The 16667-nt window shown below is 62.8% G+C and carries 8 protein-coding genes; 5 read left to right on the top strand and 3 right to left on the bottom strand.

The annotated features are described in order from the left end of the window. Positions 1-109: 109 nt before the first annotated feature. The 4 genes from gyrB (at position 110) to BW14_RS06520 (ending at position 10150) form a co-directional block, all read left to right on the top strand. On the top strand, positions 110-2200 hold the full coding sequence (gene gyrB, locus BW14_RS06535; RefSeq protein WP_140489687.1) for a DNA topoisomerase (ATP-hydrolyzing) subunit B: 2091 nt from the start codon (positions 110-112) through the stop codon (positions 2198-2200). An 83-nt stretch (positions 2201-2283) separates the two neighbouring features. Continuing rightward, positions 2284-5001 carry a DNA gyrase subunit A gene (gyrA, locus tag BW14_RS06530; RefSeq protein ID WP_375138436.1) on the top strand — a complete coding sequence of 906 codons (2718 nt, stop codon included), beginning with the start codon at positions 2284-2286 and terminating at the stop codon, positions 4999-5001. A 67-nt stretch (positions 5002-5068) separates the two neighbouring features. Then, the gene (locus tag BW14_RS06525) at positions 5069-5629 is read left to right on the top strand and encodes a DUF3566 domain-containing protein (protein ID WP_140463784.1); all 561 of its coding nucleotides are present in this window, start codon (positions 5069-5071) and stop codon (positions 5627-5629) included. Positions 5630-5923: 294 nt separating this feature from the next. Beyond that, positions 5924-10150, top strand: coding sequence for a bacterial Ig-like domain-containing protein (locus BW14_RS06520; RefSeq protein ID WP_140489685.1), 4227 nt, complete (start codon positions 5924-5926; stop codon positions 10148-10150). A gap of 162 nt (positions 10151-10312) precedes the next feature. Here BW14_RS06520 and BW14_RS06515 read toward each other — a convergent pair whose 3' ends face one another. Together BW14_RS06515 and BW14_RS06510 are read right to left on the bottom strand one after the other, a co-directional pair. Next, positions 10313-10930 carry a LacI family DNA-binding transcriptional regulator gene (locus tag BW14_RS06515; protein ID WP_181162320.1) on the bottom strand — a complete coding sequence of 206 codons (618 nt, stop codon included), beginning with the start codon at positions 10928-10930 and terminating at the stop codon, positions 10313-10315. Beyond that, positions 10896-11354, bottom strand: a complete 459-nt coding sequence (locus tag BW14_RS06510; protein WP_140489681.1) for a LacI family DNA-binding transcriptional regulator — start codon at positions 11352-11354, stop codon at positions 10896-10898. Before BW14_RS06510 ends, BW14_RS06515 begins: the two co-directional genes overlap by 35 nt. Before the next feature lie 163 nt (positions 11355-11517). On the opposite strand from BW14_RS06510, the gene BW14_RS06505 reads away from it, so the two are divergent. Then, complete coding sequence (locus BW14_RS06505) at positions 11518-14829, top strand: glycoside hydrolase family 2 TIM barrel-domain containing protein (RefSeq protein WP_258185252.1); 3312 nt, start codon at positions 11518-11520, stop codon at positions 14827-14829. Positions 14830-15409: 580 nt separating this feature from the next. Here BW14_RS06505 and BW14_RS06500 read toward each other — a convergent pair. Next, a complete protein-coding gene (locus BW14_RS06500) occupies positions 15410-16429 on the bottom strand; it encodes a LacI family DNA-binding transcriptional regulator (RefSeq protein ID WP_140489708.1) in 1020 nt (339 codons plus the stop codon). Positions 16430-16667 lie beyond the last annotated feature (238 nt).

Raw genomic sequence — 16667 nt, 5'->3', positions numbered from 1 at the left:
GAAGTATGGTCAAACGGCTAGAAGAGCCCTTTATGGGCGTCTTACGGCATATCGCTTCAGCAATAGACGATATTTGCGAGGTTGACCGGTAGTTACGGAAGGAAGCCTGTTGGCAGACGAAACCAGCAAAGAGGAGCAGCTGAAGGCGGCTGCGGAGCATATCAACACTGCGGAACTCACCGAGGGCGAACTTGACGAATCCATGGCCCCCGAACATTACGAGGCCTCTGATCTGAGAGTGCTCGAAGGACTGGAAGCCGTGCGTATCCGCCCGGGTATGTACATCGGCTCCACCGGCCCGCGCGGCCTGCACCATCTGGTCTACGAGATCGTCGACAACTCGGTCGACGAGGCGTTGGCCGGATACGCCAGCCACATCGAAGTCACCATTCTGCCGGACAACGGCATCCGCGTGGTGGACGACGGTCGAGGCATCCCGGTGGATGAGGTGCCCGGCGAAGGCGTCTCCGGCGTGGAAACCGTGATGACCAAGCTGCACGCCGGCGGCAAGTTCGGCGGTGGCGGTTACGCGGTCTCCGGCGGCCTGCATGGCGTGGGCATCTCCGTGGTGAACGCGCTGTCCACCCGAGTGGACATCGAAGTGCGCCGTCAGGGCTTCCACTGGACCCAGACCTACCTCGACCAGCACCCCACCGCACGTCTGAAGCAGGGCGAGCCGATGGCCGAGGGCGAGTCCACCGGCACTTCCGTGACCTTCTGGGCCGACCCGAAGATCTTCGAGACCACGGTCTACGACTTCGAGACCCTGCGCTCCCGCTTCCAGCAGATGGCCTTCCTCAACAAGGGCCTGAAAATCAGCCTCACCGACCTGCGCGAACCCGATCAGGCCGGCGACGAGGTGGCCGGCGACGATGCGCCGGACGCCGGCGAGACCCATCAGACCGTCACCTACCAGTATGCCAACGGCATCAAGGATTACGTCGACTATCTGGTCAAGGTGCGCAAGGTCAACCCGGTCGAGGATGAGGTCATCAGCTTCGAGGCCGAGGACCTGAAGCTCGGCATCTCCGCCGAACTGGCCATGCAGTGGACCACCGCCTACTCCGAATCGGTGCACACCTTCGCCAACACCATCTCCACCACCGAAGGCGGCACGCACGAGGAAGGATTCCGTGCGGCGCTGACCTCGCTGGTCAACCGGTACGCGCGCGACAAGGGCATCCTGAAGGACAAGGACGAGAATCTGTCCGGCGACGATGTGCGCGAAGGCCTGACCGCCGTGATCTCCGTGAAGCTCACCAACCCGCAATTCGAAGGCCAGACCAAGACCAAGCTCGGCAACTCCGAGGCCAAGACCTTCGTGCAGCGCGTGATGACCGACAAGCTCGGCGACTGGTTCGACGCCCATCCTGCCGAGGCCAAGAACATCATCCAGAAGGCCATCGAAGCCTCGCGCGCGCGTCTGGCCGCCAAGAAGGCGCGCGAGAACACCCGCCGCAAATCCATTTTCGAATCCGCAGGCATGCCGGACAAGCTCAAGGACTGCCAGTCCTCGAACCCCGAAGAGTGCGAGCTGTTCATCGTGGAGGGTGATTCCGCAGGCGGCTCCGCCATCCAGGGCCGCAACCCCATCACCCAGGCCATCCTGCCGCTGCGAGGCAAAATCCTCAACACCGAGCGCGCCAGCCTGGACCGCATGATGAAGTCCGACACCATCGAATCGCTGATCACCGCAGTGGGCGGCGGCTACGGCGAGGACTTCGACATCTCCAAGGTCCGCTACCACAAGGTCATCATCATGGCCGATGCCGATGTGGACGGCGCGCACATCGCCACCCTAAACCTGACGCTGTTCTTCCGCTACATGCGCCCGATGATCACCGCCGGATACGTCTACGTGGCCATGCCGCCGCTGTACCGGCTCAAGTGGACCAAGGGCCCGCACGACTTCGTGTACACCGACGCCGAACGCGACCGTGTGCTCGCCGAAGGCAAGGCGAAGGGTCGCCAGCTGCCCAAGGGCGAAGGCATCCAGCGGTACAAGGGTCTGGGCGAGATGAGCTACCAGGAGCTGTGGGAGACCACCATGGATCCCGAGCACCGCATCCTGAAGCAGGTGCACATCGAGGATGCGGCCGCGGCCGATGAGACCTTCTCGATGCTGATGGGCGACGAGGTGGAGCCCCGCCGCCTGTTCATCCAGCGCAACGCCAAGAACGTCCGCTGGATCGACGCGTGACGGAATCCTCCGCGAGCAGAGGATGCAATCCCTTGGCTCTCCTCTCTGAGGGGAGCCAGATATCACTAAAGGAAACGGTATAAGTGGCAGACGAAAACAACAATGTGCCGACGGACGGCGACGGCACCGACGATCAGTTCATGCCGGACGGCTCGATGGAGCCGTTGAGCCCGCAGGAGGCGGACAACACCGACTACGGTCTGATGACCGGCGAACGCATCCAGCGCAAGGATCTGCAGCAGGAGATGCGCGAATCCTATCTGGCGTACGCGCTGTCCGTGATCGTGGAACGCGCGTTGCCGGATGTGCGCGACGGCATGAAGCCCGTGCACCGCCGCGTGGTCTACGCGATGTACGACGGCGGATACCGCCCCGACCGCGGCTACAACAAGTGCTCCCGCGTGGTCGGCGATGTGATGGGTAAGTACCACCCGCACGGCGACGCCGCCATCTACGACACCCTCGTGCGCATGGCCCAGTCCTGGTCGATGCGCTATCTGCTGGTCGATGGTCAGGGCAACTTCGGCTCCCCCGGCGACGATCCGGCTGCGGCCATGCGTTACACCGAATGCCGTATGGCTCCGCTGGCCATGGAAATGGTGCGCGACATCGACAAGGACACCGTCGACTTCGTGCCCAACTACGACGGCAAGACCCAGGAGCCGACCGTACTGCCGGCGCGCTTCCCGAACCTGCTGGTCAACGGTTCCGCCGGCATCGCCGTCGGCATGGCCACCAACATCCCGCCGCACAACATGCGCGAGGTCGCCGAAGGCGTGCACTGGGCGCTCGAACACCCGGACGCGAGCCGCGAGGAACTGCTCGACAACCTGATCCGCATCATCAAGGGACCGGACTTCCCCACCGGCGCCACCATCCTTGGCCACAAGGGCATCGAACAGGCCTACCGCACCGGTCGCGGACTGATCACCATGCGCGCGGTAGTCAACACCGAGGAGATCAACGGCCGCATGTGCCTGGTGGTCACCGAGCTGCCGTATCAGGTGAACCCTGACCGTCTGGTCGTCTCCATCCGCGAAGCCGTGCGCGACGGCAAGATCCAGGGCATCGCCGACATGCGCGACGAGACCTCCGGCCGCACTGGCCAGCGCCTCGTGCTGGTCCTCAAGCGCGACGCCGTGCCGAAGGTCGTGCTCAACAACCTGTACAAGCATTCCCAGCTGCAGCAGACGTTCGGCGCGAACATGTTGGCTCTGGTGGACGGCGTGCCGCGCACGCTGAGCCTGGACGCCTTCATCCGTCACTGGGTCGGCCACCAGCTCGACGTCATCGCCCGTCGCACCGCGTACCTCAAGCGCGAGGCCGAGGAGCGCGACCACATCCTGCAGGGCTATCTCAAGGCGCTCGACATGCTGGACGAGGTCATCGCCCTCATCCGCGCCTCCGAAGACACCGATGCCGCGCGCACCGGTTTGATGCAGCTGCTCGACATCGACCAGGTGCAGGCGGACGCCATCCTGGCCATGCAGCTGCGCACGCTCACCCGCATGAACCGCGACAAGATCGTCGCCGAACATGAGGAGCTGCAGCGCAAGATCGCCGACTACATCGACATCCTCGCCAAGCCCGAGCGCCAGCGCAAGATCATCGGCGACGAACTCGACGAGATCGTGGCCAAGTACGGCGACGAGCGCCGCACCAAGATCCTGCCGTTCTCCGGCGAGATGAACGTCGAGGACCTGATCGCCGAAGAGAACGTGGTGGTCACCGTCACCCACTCCGGCTTCATCAAGCGCACCAAGGCCGACGAATACCGCGCCCAGCACCGCGGCGGCAAGGGCATCAAGGGCACCAAGCTGCGTGAGGACGACGTGGTGGATCACTTCTTCCTGACCTCCACGCATAATTGGCTGCTGTTCTTCACCAACAAGGGCCGCGTCTACCGGCTCAAGGCCTACGAGCTGCCGGAAGGTTCGCGCGACTCCAAGGGTCAGCACGTGGCCAACCTGCTGCAGTTCGCGCCCGACGAGCAGATCCAGGCCGTACTGTCCATTCCGAACTACGACGTGGCGAAGTACCTGGTGCTCGCCACCCGCTCCGGCAAGGTCAAGAAGACGCCGCTGGCCGAATACGATTCCGCTCGTCAGGGCGGTCTGATCGCCGTGCGCCTGATGACCGACGAGAACGGCGAGAACGCTGACGAGCTGATCGGCGCCGCGCTGTGCAACGCCGAGGACGACATCATCCTGGTCTCGCGCCTCGGCATGAGCCTGAAGTTCCAGGCCGACGACGAGCAGCTGCGCCCGATGGGCCGTCAGACCGCCGGCGTGCAGGGCATGAAGTTCCGCGAGGGCGACAGCCTGCTCGCCATGGACGTGGTGCCGGAGGATTCCGACAAGGACCTCTTCGTAGTCACCAACGAGGGCTTCGCCAAGCGCACCGCCATCTCGGAATACCGTCTGCAAGGCCGCAACGGCCTCGGCGTGAAGGCTGTGCAGCTCGTGGAGGGCCGCGGCTCGCTGGTGGGCGCGCTCGTGGTGTCCGAGGACGATCAGGTCATGGCCATCATGAAGTCCGGCAAGGTGATCCGCTCCAATGTGGACGAGGTGAACCGCACCGGCCGCACCACGCAGGGCGTCACTTTCGCCAAGCCGGACAAGGGCGATGAGATCCTGTCCATCGCGCGCAACGAGGAGAAGGACGACGAGGAGGCTGGATCTGCTGCCGATGCGGCCGATGCTGCAGCCGAGTCCACTGAGGCCGCCGCACCTGCTGAGGCCACCGAGGCCGCCGAATCCGCGCAATCCGAGGAGAATGTGAACAACGCGGACGCCGAGTGAGCGGCGTCCGGAAAAGCTGGTAGCCTCGCTAACAGCAGAGGCTACCGATAGCCTGTAAGGAGAAACGATGAGCGAGAATCTCGAAGGAAACGAGCCGGTCATGCAGCCCGTGGCCCCACCCACAGTCGAACCTGCTGAGCCGTTGATCAGCCCTGCGCAGGGTGCCCCCCGCGTGGCACGTTCCGTGTCCAGCGATCCCGAGGAATCCGCTCTGCCGAACGGCAGCACTCCCACCACCTCGCGTCCGAACGTGCGCCGCACGCCGCGCGCACGCCGCATGAGCCTGTCCCTGACCCGCGTGGACGCCTGGTCCGTGGCCAAGGTGACGTTCATGCTTTCCATCGCCGGCGCCATCATCCAGATCGTCGCCGCCGCGCTGGTATGGGTCATGCTTGACGCCGTCGGCGTTTTCGGACAGATCACCCAGATCGTTTCCAGCACCGGTCTCAACACCGAGGGATTCGACTTGAAGAACGTGTTGTCCCTGACCACCGTGATCTCCGGCGTGACCATCTTCTCCATCATCGAGGTTGTGATTGCCACCCTGCTCACCACGATTATTTCCCTGCTGTATAACGTGGTCAGCACCTTGGTCGGCGGCGTCCACCTGACGCTCGGCGACGACTGAGTTCGGCTAGGCTAGTCCGGTACAGCGCCGGCATAGTCCCAGCTAACACCTTTTCGGGTGCAATCAATCATTGAACAGCGGCCTTTCGGGGCCGCTTTTTTGTTATGGATGCCATTTCATGCGCGCAGATTTGCCAAAATTTGTAACCGGTCACGTGTTTTGACTATACTTACAAACTACCTCGGTGCGCCTAACTGCGAGGAAGGACGCGGGCGCTATTGGGGGGCAGAAATGGCGTGCGCATTCGTTTGATTGCGCAAACATCAATGAAGAAGAAGCGAGGAGGTTTCTTCAATGACCCAATCCACTCTAAGGCGCCTATTCGCGGGCACAGTCGCCAGCGCGACGCTGCTGTCCGGTATGGCACTGGTGCCGACCGTCGCAGCCTATGCGGACGAGACGACCCAAGACACCCCAGCCACCGGCACCTCATATTACGTCGACTGCCAGGCGGCCCCTAATGGCGACGGCACGCAGGACAAGCCGTTCAACTCATTCGCCGCAGCCAACAACGTCACCCTCAAGGCCGGCGACCGACTGCTGTTCAAACGCGGCACCACCTGTACCGGTGAGGATCAGACGGTAGACGGCACCACCATCAAAGCCGCCCTGCGCATCGTGAACACGCGCGGCACCGCCGAAGCTCCGATCGTCATCGGCGATTACGGCGACGCCACAGCCCCCGCACCGAAGCTCGACGGTGCCGGCGTGGCCGATGTGGTCCTGCTGCGCAACAGCGAATACATCACCGTGGAGAACCTCGACATCTCCAATACCGACACCGAAGCGAACTATTACAAATACATGCGCCGTGGCATCACCGCCGAAAACGACAACGCCGGCGAGCTGAACGGCATCATCATCCGCAACAACTCCATCCACGACATTTACGGCGAAAAGCAGAAGGACCTTGGCGGATCCGCGGCCATCCAGCTGGAGAACTACGGTCGCTCCATCCCTGTCGATGGCGCTGACAAAACCAAGGGCAGCGTCAAGTCCGATACCTCCCGTGCCACCCGATCCTGGTTCAACGACGTGCAGATCGTGGGCAACACCATCACCAACGTGAACCGATCCGGCATCAACATGTCCTCCGACTTCCGCTGCCGCGAGGACGTGGCCTGGGAATGCGGCGTGAGCGGCTCCACCCGCGACCAGTACCCGTGGACCCCGAACAGGAACCTGTACATCGCATCCAACACGTTGAAGGACATCGGCGGCGACGGCATCGTCGTGCAGATGTCCGATGGCGCAGTGGTGGAGAAGAACTATCTGGAGAACGCGGCAAGCGTCAACGGCCAGGGCTCCAACGCCGGCATCTGGAACTGGAACTCCGACAACACGCTGTTCCAGTTCAACGAGGTGACCAACACCAAGAAGCTGCCCGGCAACAACGACGGCACCGCATGGGACTTCGACTACGGCACGCGCAACACCGTATTCCAGTACAACTACAGCCATGACAACGCCGGCGGCGCGGCCCTCGTGTGCGCCTGCACCGACTGGTACAACAATCCGGACGAGATCGGCACGGCTCTCGGCGGCACCTTCCGATACAACCTGTCCGTCAACGACGGCGTCGCCGCCACGCCACGGGACGACTCCACCGACACCTACCGCACGGTGACGCTCGACGGCATCACCGACATGAACTATTACAACAACACGACCATCCTGCCCAAGGGCGAGAAGGTCACGTTCTCCAACAATGCGCAGAACGCCGGCGTGACGTACAACAACAACGTGATCATTGCGCAAGATGGCACCACGCTGACCGACCAGAACAGCAAGATCAATGACGACGGCTTCCAGATCAACTATGGCAGCAACCTGTACGTCGGCGGCGATCAGACCCAATGGGCCAAGGTCGGCGAGAACGGCAACCAGTACGTCTCCCTGGCTGACTATGTCGCCGCCACCGGACTGGACCTCGAGGCCGTAGCCAAGGGCGATCTGAGCTCGCTCTACTCCGCCAAGGCCACCGATTACGCAGCCGGCAAGGGCCGTGCGATGGCCAGCGACAGCTTCCCGTTCGCCATCAGCAACAAGTATCTGACTGGTGACAATGCGCTCAAGACCCTCGACTTCCCGCATGGCTTCGATCACGCCAAGCAGACCTATGGCACCCAGCACGTGGTGTCCGGTTGGTCCGCCCCGGCCGTGGGTGCCTTCCAAGGTGCCGATACCACCGAAACCGGTGCTGTGGGGGACCTGTCCGCAGGCAAGTCCGTGACCATCGACGCGCCCGGCAACGCCACCTTGGAGATCAAGGCCACCACTGCCGGTGACGCCGTGCTCGAAGCCGGACTGGCTAACGATCGCGGATACGCACAAAAGACCACCGGCGAAGGCGAGCAGGTGCTGCACGTGCGCACCTCGTCCGACGTGTCCAAGCTGACCCTGACCAACACCGGCAAGTCCGGTGCGGTCACCGGCATCAGCGTCTCGACCGTATACGACCAGCTGTGGGACGGTTCGTTCGAAAGCATCAACCACGGCAAGGCCAGCCAGCCGAAGAACGGCATCTCGCCGTGGGCGCCGGCCAACCGCGACCATTCGAAGAACCGCGACAACTACAACGACGCCAAGATCAAGCGCTACCGCTCCGACCTCAACCAGCAGAACGCGGTGGTTTCCGGCGAACGAGCCGCCAAGCTCGGCAAGAGCGACGGCGTCTCGTTCACGCAGATCGATCAGCGCAACATCCCCGCGCAGCCCGGCAAGACCTATGAACTTGGATTCTGGGTCACCACCGGTGCCAGCAACGACCAGACTCCATCCACGGTGACCGCCACCGTCCGTTCCCGCAAGGAAGGCTCCGGTGCAGGCGGCAACTTCAGCCAGTATGGCACTGTGCTGCTGAACAAGTCGGTGGACGCCGAAACCGCTGACGGCGGTGACAAGGTGTACGTGCGCGGTACGTTCACTGTGCCGTGGGATGTGCCGGCAGACAGCGCCCTGTGGGTCAACATCGCGCAGCCTGATCTGAATGATGCCTCCGCTGCCTATGTGGACAACGTGACGCTGGTCGAAACGGCCGCCCCGGTGACGGACATCGCCTCCATCGCCGTGACCAAGCAGCCGACCAAGACCGACTACCAGACCGGCGAGTCCTTGGACGTCTCCGGACTGGAAGTGACAGCCACCTTGTCTGACGGCACTACCCGTGTGCTCGATCCGTCCGAGTACACGCTGCTGGGCTTCGATTCCTCCAAGGCCGGCGTCGTGCCGGTGACGGTCAAGCTCAATGTGGACGGCAGCAAGGTCGCGCGCTTCCGTGTTCGCGTGCAGAACGTGACCAACCTGGCCTACAAGTTCCGCTCGTCCGCTGCCGCATCCGATGTGCAGACCATGTGGAGCACATCCAAGGCTTCGGACGCGTCCGACGGCAATCTTGGCACCAATTGGTCGAACTGGAAGGACAAGTCCGAGAACGCGCCGGCCAATCCGGCATGGATCAACTGGACCTTCGACCAAGCGTACAAGCTCGGAGATCTGGAGTTCTACGTTGACCAGACCAAGGCCGAGGCCGCACCCGCCCAGTTCCAGGTGCAGTACCTTGGCGAGGATGGCAAGTGGGTGGATACCGATCTGATCGGCAAGCCCGACGCCAGCAAGCCCGCCGAGCCTACCGTCCTCGACCTGAGCGGACTGCCCGCCACCAAGGCCATCAGCCTGATCGTCACCCCGGTGGACAACGGAAGCGACTATCCGTACGTGAAGGTGGCCGAAGTGAAGATCTTCCAGGCAGCCGACCCGCTGCCCACACTGGATTCGCTGACCGCTACCGTCAACCCGGAGACCAAGTACACGGAGGGCGACCTGTTCTCCGCTGCCGCTTCCGGTCTCAAGGTGGAAGGCAAGTGGACCGGTGAATACACCGACGAACTGCTGCCGAGCGAGTACACGCTGTCCGCGGCAGACAAGGATGGCAACGCGGTCGATCTCAGCCAGCCGCTCCCGGCCGGAGACCTGACCGTGACGGTATCCGCAGTGGAGAATCCCGAGGTCACGACCACATTCGGTTTGACGGTCGCCCCCAAACAGGTGCAGCCTGAGCCGGACGTGACCATCACCGGCATCGGCGTGGCCCAGAACCCCACCAAGACCGAATACACGGTTGGCGAGACGTACTCCGCCGAGGGGCTGAAGGTGAGCGCCCAGCTCTCCAACGGTACCACGCGCGATTTGGACGCCAGCGAGTATGCGACGGCCGCCTTCTTCGACGGTTCCGATCATCCGGTGGATCTGTCCAAGCCGTTCGCCAACGCGGGCACCCTGACGGTGACGCTCACGCTCAAGGCCGATAAGAACATCACCACCACATTCACGGTGACGGTGAAGGCCAAGGGTGGTGAGCAGCAGCCCGGTGGTGACAAGGACAACACTGCCAAGCCGAACACCGCCGATCAGGGTGGCAAGCTGACTGATTCCGGCTCCAACGTCACCATCGTGGCCGCTATGGCTGTGGTGCTGATTCTGGCCGGAGGCATCCTCCTGCTCAACCGCAAGCGCCACTGACGCTCGGCTGTCTATTACCTCACCAAACGTACGCTGAGCGCCACTCAGCGTACGTTTGGTGAGGCTTGTGCGGTACGTGGGCAGGTGCGTGGGCACGTAAGCTCGCGGGTAGGTGCGCACAGTATGTGAATGGCTCCCCGCTGGGGAGCCATTCTTCGTATATCAGGCGGATTCGCGGCGTTCGATGTGGAATGCCGCGGTGATGCGCTGATGGGGAAGGTCGGGTTCGTCGTCGATGCGCCTGATCAGCAGATCCACTGACCGCCGGGCGATGTCTTCGATGTCGACGGCCACCGTGGTCAGCGACGGCACCATGGACGCCCCCATCGCGATGCCATCGAATCCGATGATGGCGATATCGCGCGGCACATCGAGTCCGATATCCTTGAGCCCGCGAATCACGCCGAACGCCACCGTGTCGGTCATGCAGAACAGGGCGTCGCAGTCGCGGATCGTCGATTCATAGGTGTGTACGGCCTGCCGGGCATCCACGTCATTCCATGCTGTCGGGATGATGCGGGAGGAATCCCAAGGCATGCCCAACTCCTCGAACGCCGTCCGGCAGCCGGTGATACGGCGGCCTTTGGTTACGCGATTGTCGTCGAGCGACACCTCATTCACCGCCGGATTGGCGCCGATGATGCCGATTCGGCGACGCCCGATTCCGTAGAGGTAGGTGATCGCCGCCTGCGCACCGGCCTCACACGGTGTCAGCACGGTATCGATATCGGTCTGCCGGCGGTCGTCATCCAGCAGCACAGTCGGCCGGTGATTGGACAAGGTCTCGATCTCGTATGCCGTGTCGGCTGGAGCTGAACAGCAGCCCGTCGCAGAACTGGTTGGACATGCGTTCGATGATCGAACGTTCGTTGAGTTCGTTGATGCGCGTCTGCTGCACCACCGTCTGATAGCCGCGCTTTTCGGCCTCTATCGAGATCAGCGAGGCGAGTTGGGAGGGATATGGCTGGTCAAGCTCGAAAATCGCCAGTCCGATGGTGCCGTACTCCTTGCCCTTACGGCTGGTGGATACGCGCAGGCTGCGCGCGGACAGGCTGGTGGTGTTCAGCCGGTAATGCAGCTTGTCCGCGGCCTCGCGCACGCGCTTGGCGGTTTCCGGAGCAACGTTATCGTTACCACGAAGCACGTTGGAAACCGTCATCGCGGACACGCCGGCTTCGCGCCCGACATCCTTCATGGTGACCATAGGAACTCCTTACCTGCTCACCAATATACGAACATATTGTCATCTCTGCGAATACGATGCAGCACAAACAGTTCTTCGGACAGTACGTGTGAGTACCATTGGTAAAGGATATGAACAAATGCCGAGGCACTATGGGGTGCCGGTGAAAGGAAGCATACGTAACATGACCAGCTCAATGATGGCGGCCACAGCATTCGATCCAGCCTGGCTCGCCGATCCGCGCGTGTTCGCGGTGAACAGGCTGACCGCGCATTCCAGCCACAAGTACTATGACCATGTGCCGGGCGCCGGCGAGACAATGGATCTCAAGCAGAGCCTCGACGGCGAATGGCTGGTATCCATCGCCGATCTTGCCGAGCTCGGAACCGATGCACTGGCCCAAGCCGAATTCGCGGACGCAGAGTACGACGACTCCTCATATGAGCCAATCGACGTGCCCTCATGCCTTGAAGTCAAAGGCTTCCTCAATCACCAATACGTCAACCAGCAGTACCCTTGGTCCGGCCATGAGGCACCTGAGGCACCAGGCATCCCCGAGCACAATCACATCGCGCTGTACCGGCGTACATTTGCGCCGGAAGCCAAAGTCGCGGCTGCAATAGCCTCCAATAAGCGCGCCGGCGAAACCGGAGAGCCGCTCTCCCCCATCACCCTGACCTTTGAAGGCGCATCCACAGCCATCGCCGTCTGGCTCAACGGCGACTTTGTGGGGTACTCCGAGGATTCCTACACCCCCAGCGAATTCGACGTGACCGCATTGCTGCAGCCGGGCGCGAACACCCTTGCCGTGGCCTGCTTCCAGTACTCCTCCGCCAGCTGGCTCGAAGACCAGGACTTCTGGCGCATGCACGGCCTCTTCCGTTCGGTGGAGCTGGCCGCCCAGCCGTCAGTGCATGTGAACGATCTGCGCATCACCGCCGACTATGACCACGTCAGCGGCGAGGGCGAGCTGAGCATCGACGCCATCGTGCGCAATGCCGCAGGCGCGGCGGCATTCGAAGCGGTGCTGCGCGACGCCGATGGCGCGGAGGTCTGGCGCGAAACCCGTCATGTGAATGATTCGGACACCACCGACATCGCCACAATCGCCGCTGGATTGGCCGGGGAGGCCTCGGGTGAGGGTGATGGCGACGATGGCTTCGATGCCACGCCCGATGCCGTCGTGACATGGAAGGCGAACGTGGGGCAGGTCGCCCCGTGGAGCGCCGAGGAACCCACCCTGTACACGCTGACCGTCACCGCACTGGACGGCACAGGCCACGTGATCGAAGTCGTGCCGCAGCGCGTGGGCTTCCGCCACTTCGCCATCGAAGACGGTCTGATGAAGCTCAACGGCAAGCGCATCGTGTTCCGTGGCGTCAACCGTCACGAATTCGACGCACGTACCGGCCGCACGGTCTCCGAAGCGGTGATGCTGCAGGACATCCGCGAATTCAAGCGGCTGAACATCAACGCCGTGCGCACCTGCCACTACCCCAACCAGACCCGCTGGTACGAGCTGTGCGACGAATACGGCATCTACATGATCGACGAAACCAACCTCGAGACCCACGGCACTTGGACGTACGGCGACGGCACGTTCCACGCGGAAACCGCCGTGCCCGGCAGCCGCGACGAATGGCGAGCCGCCTGCGTGGACCGCCTCAACAGCATGATGCGCCGCGATTGGAACCATCCGAGCGTGCTGATCTGGTCGCTCGGCAACGAGTCGTTCGGCGGTGACGTGTTCCGCACCATGCGCGACTTCGTGCACGAGACCGACCCCGCGCGCCCGGTGCACTACGAGAGCGTGTACAACGAGCCGGAATACAGCGACGTGACCGACATCATGAGCCGCATGTACGCCAAGCCGGACGAGATCAAGGAACTCTACCTGTTCGGCGAGGGGCAGAAGCCGTACATCTCCTGCGAATACTGCCATTCGATGGGCAACTCCTCCGGCGGGCTGCACCTGTACACCGCGCTCGAACAGTACCCGAAGTACCAGGGCGGATTCATCTGGGATTACGTGGATCAGGCCCTGTTCCAGCACCTCGGCGACGGTACCGAGCGGCTTGGATACGGCGGCGACTTCGACGACCGCCCCACCGACTACGAATTCGCCGGCAACGGCATCGTCTTCGCGGATCGCAGTGTGACGCCCAAGGCGCAGGAGGTCAAGCAGCTGTACGCCAACGTGAGCCTGACGCCGGACGAAAGCGGCGTGACCATCGTCAACGACAACCTGTTCATCTCCACCGCCGCGTATGTGTTCACCGCTCGCGTGCTGGTGAACGGCGTCGAACGGTGGCATGCGGATTACCGGTTCGATGTGCCGGCCGGCGACACCCAGCGCCTGCCGATCGACTTCCCCCGCGTCACCGATCTGGTGCCGCTGACGGGCCGTGCCGAAGTCGTGTATGAGGTCGACCAGCGACTGGCTTCGGCTACTGATTGGGCGCCGGCCGGATATGAGCTGACGTTCGGGCAGTATGTGGCGAGCATGGACTTCGGGGATGGCGAGGGTGCTGCGGATTCTTCGGATTCGGATTCGAGCGCTGGTGTCGGCTCGGTTGCAGGCGCCTCGCCGCTGGCCGTCGTGGCCGAGGATCCCTTCAACGCCGGCATCCACAACGATGCCGCCGAAGCGCTGCTGTCCAAGACCGCGGGCGGACTGGTATCGTACCGTCGCTTCGGCACGGACGGCTTCAGCGGCGGCAAGAGCAGCGAGCCGGATCGCGAAATGGTGATCCGCCGGCCCGCGCTGACCACCTTCCGTGCGTTGGTGGACAACGATCGCGGTAACCAGTCCGGCTTTGATCGTGCCCAATGGTTCGCCGCCGGACGCTATGCGCGCGTGACGAACACCGCCATCGAGCAGGGCGTGGACGGCCTGACCGGCACATACACCTATGAGCTGGCCGACGCCGCGCATACGCCGGTTGTGGTGCGCTACGAGATCGACGCCGCCTTGCGTATCCACCTGACCGCCGAATACCCGGGCGAGGCGGACGTGGCCACCTTGCCGGCGTTCGGCCTCGAATGGATGCTGCCGGCGCAGTACGATCATCTGCGCTTCTACGGTCTGGGACCCGAGGAGACGTACGCGGATCGTCTGCATGGCGCCAAGCTCGGCATTTTCGAGCGGACCGCGTCCGAGGACTTCGCGCCGTACCTGATTCCGCAGGAGACCGGCAACCATGAGGGCGTGCGCTGGGCCGAGATCACCGATGTGCACGGCCGCGGCATGCGCGTCACGGCGGCCGGGCCGGACGCCTCGCCGTTCGCGGTGAGCCTGCTGCCGTACAGCTCGCTGATGCTCGAGGACGCCACGCATGCCGATGAGTTGCCGCCGGTGCGTCATACGTTCCTGCGCCTGCTCGCCGCCCAGATGGGCGTCGGCGGCGACGACACTTGGGGCGCGCCCGTGCATCCCGAGTTCCAGTTGCAGGCGGACAAGCCGCTGAAGCTCGACGTGACGCTGGAGCTGCTGTAACAGTATGCCGGATTGTGGCCGGGTTTTGGGTTCGGTGGGGGCTTCGGGCTCCGGGACTCGGTCAGGATGCGGGCCATGGATTCGGTTCTTACGGGTTATGAGGCGTTGAGAATGTCCCGGTATGCGGGGAAACGGGCGGATTCGCGTACCGGGACGTTTTTCGTGTCTCTGAAAGAGAGAAACGTGCAGATTGCGGCTTCCGGGACGGGCTTTTGTGTCCCGGAGGTGTCCCGGAAGGACGGGGAGGGGCTGATTCTGTCTTCAGAGACAGGTTTTCGTGTCCCGGAAGTGCGGTTTGGCTGTTTTTGGTGTACCGGGACACGAATTCCGCTTCCGGGCTGTCTGGTGCGTGGGTTGCGGGTGGAAGGAATGGCGGAATTTCAAGGATTCTTGGTGCGGTTGTGTGCGTGTTGCGGTGCGGCGAGCCGGTGAATCTGTCCCGGAAGCGCGAAAAGGTCCGTATTGCGCTTCCGGGACAGGTTTTCGTGTCCCGGAAGGATAAGAAAGGGCGAATCCCAGCTTCAGGGACAATCATCCATGTCCCTGAAGGAGAAAACCGACAGCCATTGCTTAATTTCCGCTAGGCCGACTGGCGCTCGACGATCGTGGTCGGGAGCATGGTGACGGTGTGGTCGTCCACGGCCTCCCCACGCAGCATGCTCAGCAGCAGTTGGGACATCTCGCGCCCGTGCAGGCTGGAATCCTGACGGACCGTAGTGAGTTTCGGATCGGACATCAGGGCGATCGGGGAGTCATCGAAGCCGGTCACGGCGATATCGTCGGGCACGCGATAGCCGAAACGATGCAGCTGGTTGATGACCCCGATGGCGATGTCGTCATTGGCGCAGGCGATGGCGTCCACCTCATCGAGCCTGGGCTGGAATGCGACTGCGGCCAGTTCGCCGCTGTTGATCTCCCAATCGTCGGCGTAATAGACGAGCCCGTCATCGAATCGGTCACCCATCGCCTGTTTGAAGCCGTTCAGTCGCTTGATCGAGGAGGGGGAATACCCGGGCCCGCATACGTAGGCCAACTTCGCGCATCCCCGCTCTATCAGATAGTTCGTGATGTCGCGCTGGCCGGCGGTATTGGCGAAATCGACGGCCGGATATGGCGTCGTGTTGTGTGAGTTGGATTCCGAGAGCACCACCGGGCGGTTTGCGGAGCGGAAGATGTTCAGTAGCGAATCATCCTCGCTCAGCGAGAACATCAGGTAGCCGTCCGCGAAGTCGCTCTGCACCAGCTGCGCGATGCGTTGGGTCGATTCCTCGCTGTTGGCGATCAGCGTGACCATCTGATAGCCGGCCTCGCCAAGGGTCTGGTTGGCGTTCGCCATGGCTTCCGAGACGCTGGCCTGCATCAGTGTCGAGATCGATTCCACCTGTACGATGAACGCGACCATGGAGGTGCGTTGCTGGGCCAGCGACCGGGCCGCCTTGTTCGGCGTGTATTGCGCCTCCTCGATGGCTTTGGCGATCCGCTCGGCGGCGCTCGACGATACGTGTTCATTGCCGTTGAGATACCGGGATACCGTACCGTATGACACGCCTGCCATACGGGCCACATCCCTAATCGTTGCTTTCTTGCGCTCCGTCGTCATATGTGTCATCGTATCCGCTTTCCGCGTGTGCCACTCTGCCTTGAGTGTGACGCAGCTTATCGCTCCGGCTCACTAGGCTCGTGACCGGTCACAAACTTAGTGTATACCATGCTTCCCCAAATAGACAGCGGCTGCGGAGCGGGGCGTTTGCGGTTGCGGAGAGCAGTGTTTGCGGTTGCGGAGAGCAGTGTTTGCGGTTGCGGAGAACGGCGTTTGCCGCGGCGAGAAACCTCGCGCG

The organism is Bifidobacterium sp. UTBIF-68, from assembly GCF_006408855.1.
Classification (GTDB): Bacteria; Actinomycetota; Actinomycetes; order Actinomycetales; family Bifidobacteriaceae; genus Bifidobacterium; species Bifidobacterium reuteri.
This window is presented reverse-complemented; position numbering and strand designations above follow the sequence as displayed.

What these genes read in the sequence shown, in the direction of transcription:
- BW14_RS06525 (WP_140463784.1), top strand. Translation starts at nt 5,069, where the DNA reads ATGAGCGAGAATCTCGAAGGAAACGAGCCGGTCATGCAGCCCGTGGCC.
- BW14_RS06500 (WP_140489708.1), bottom strand. Translation starts at nt 16,429, where the DNA reads ATGACGACGGAGCGCAAGAAAGCAACGATTAGGGATGTGGCCCGTATG.
- BW14_RS06510 (WP_140489681.1), bottom strand. Translation starts at nt 11,354, where the DNA reads ATGGTCACCATGAAGGATGTCGGGCGCGAAGCCGGCGTGTCCGCGATG.
- BW14_RS06520 (WP_140489685.1), top strand. Translation starts at nt 5,924, where the DNA reads ATGACCCAATCCACTCTAAGGCGCCTATTCGCGGGCACAGTCGCCAGC.
- BW14_RS06505 (WP_258185252.1), top strand. Translation starts at nt 11,518, where the DNA reads ATGACCAGCTCAATGATGGCGGCCACAGCATTCGATCCAGCCTGGCTC.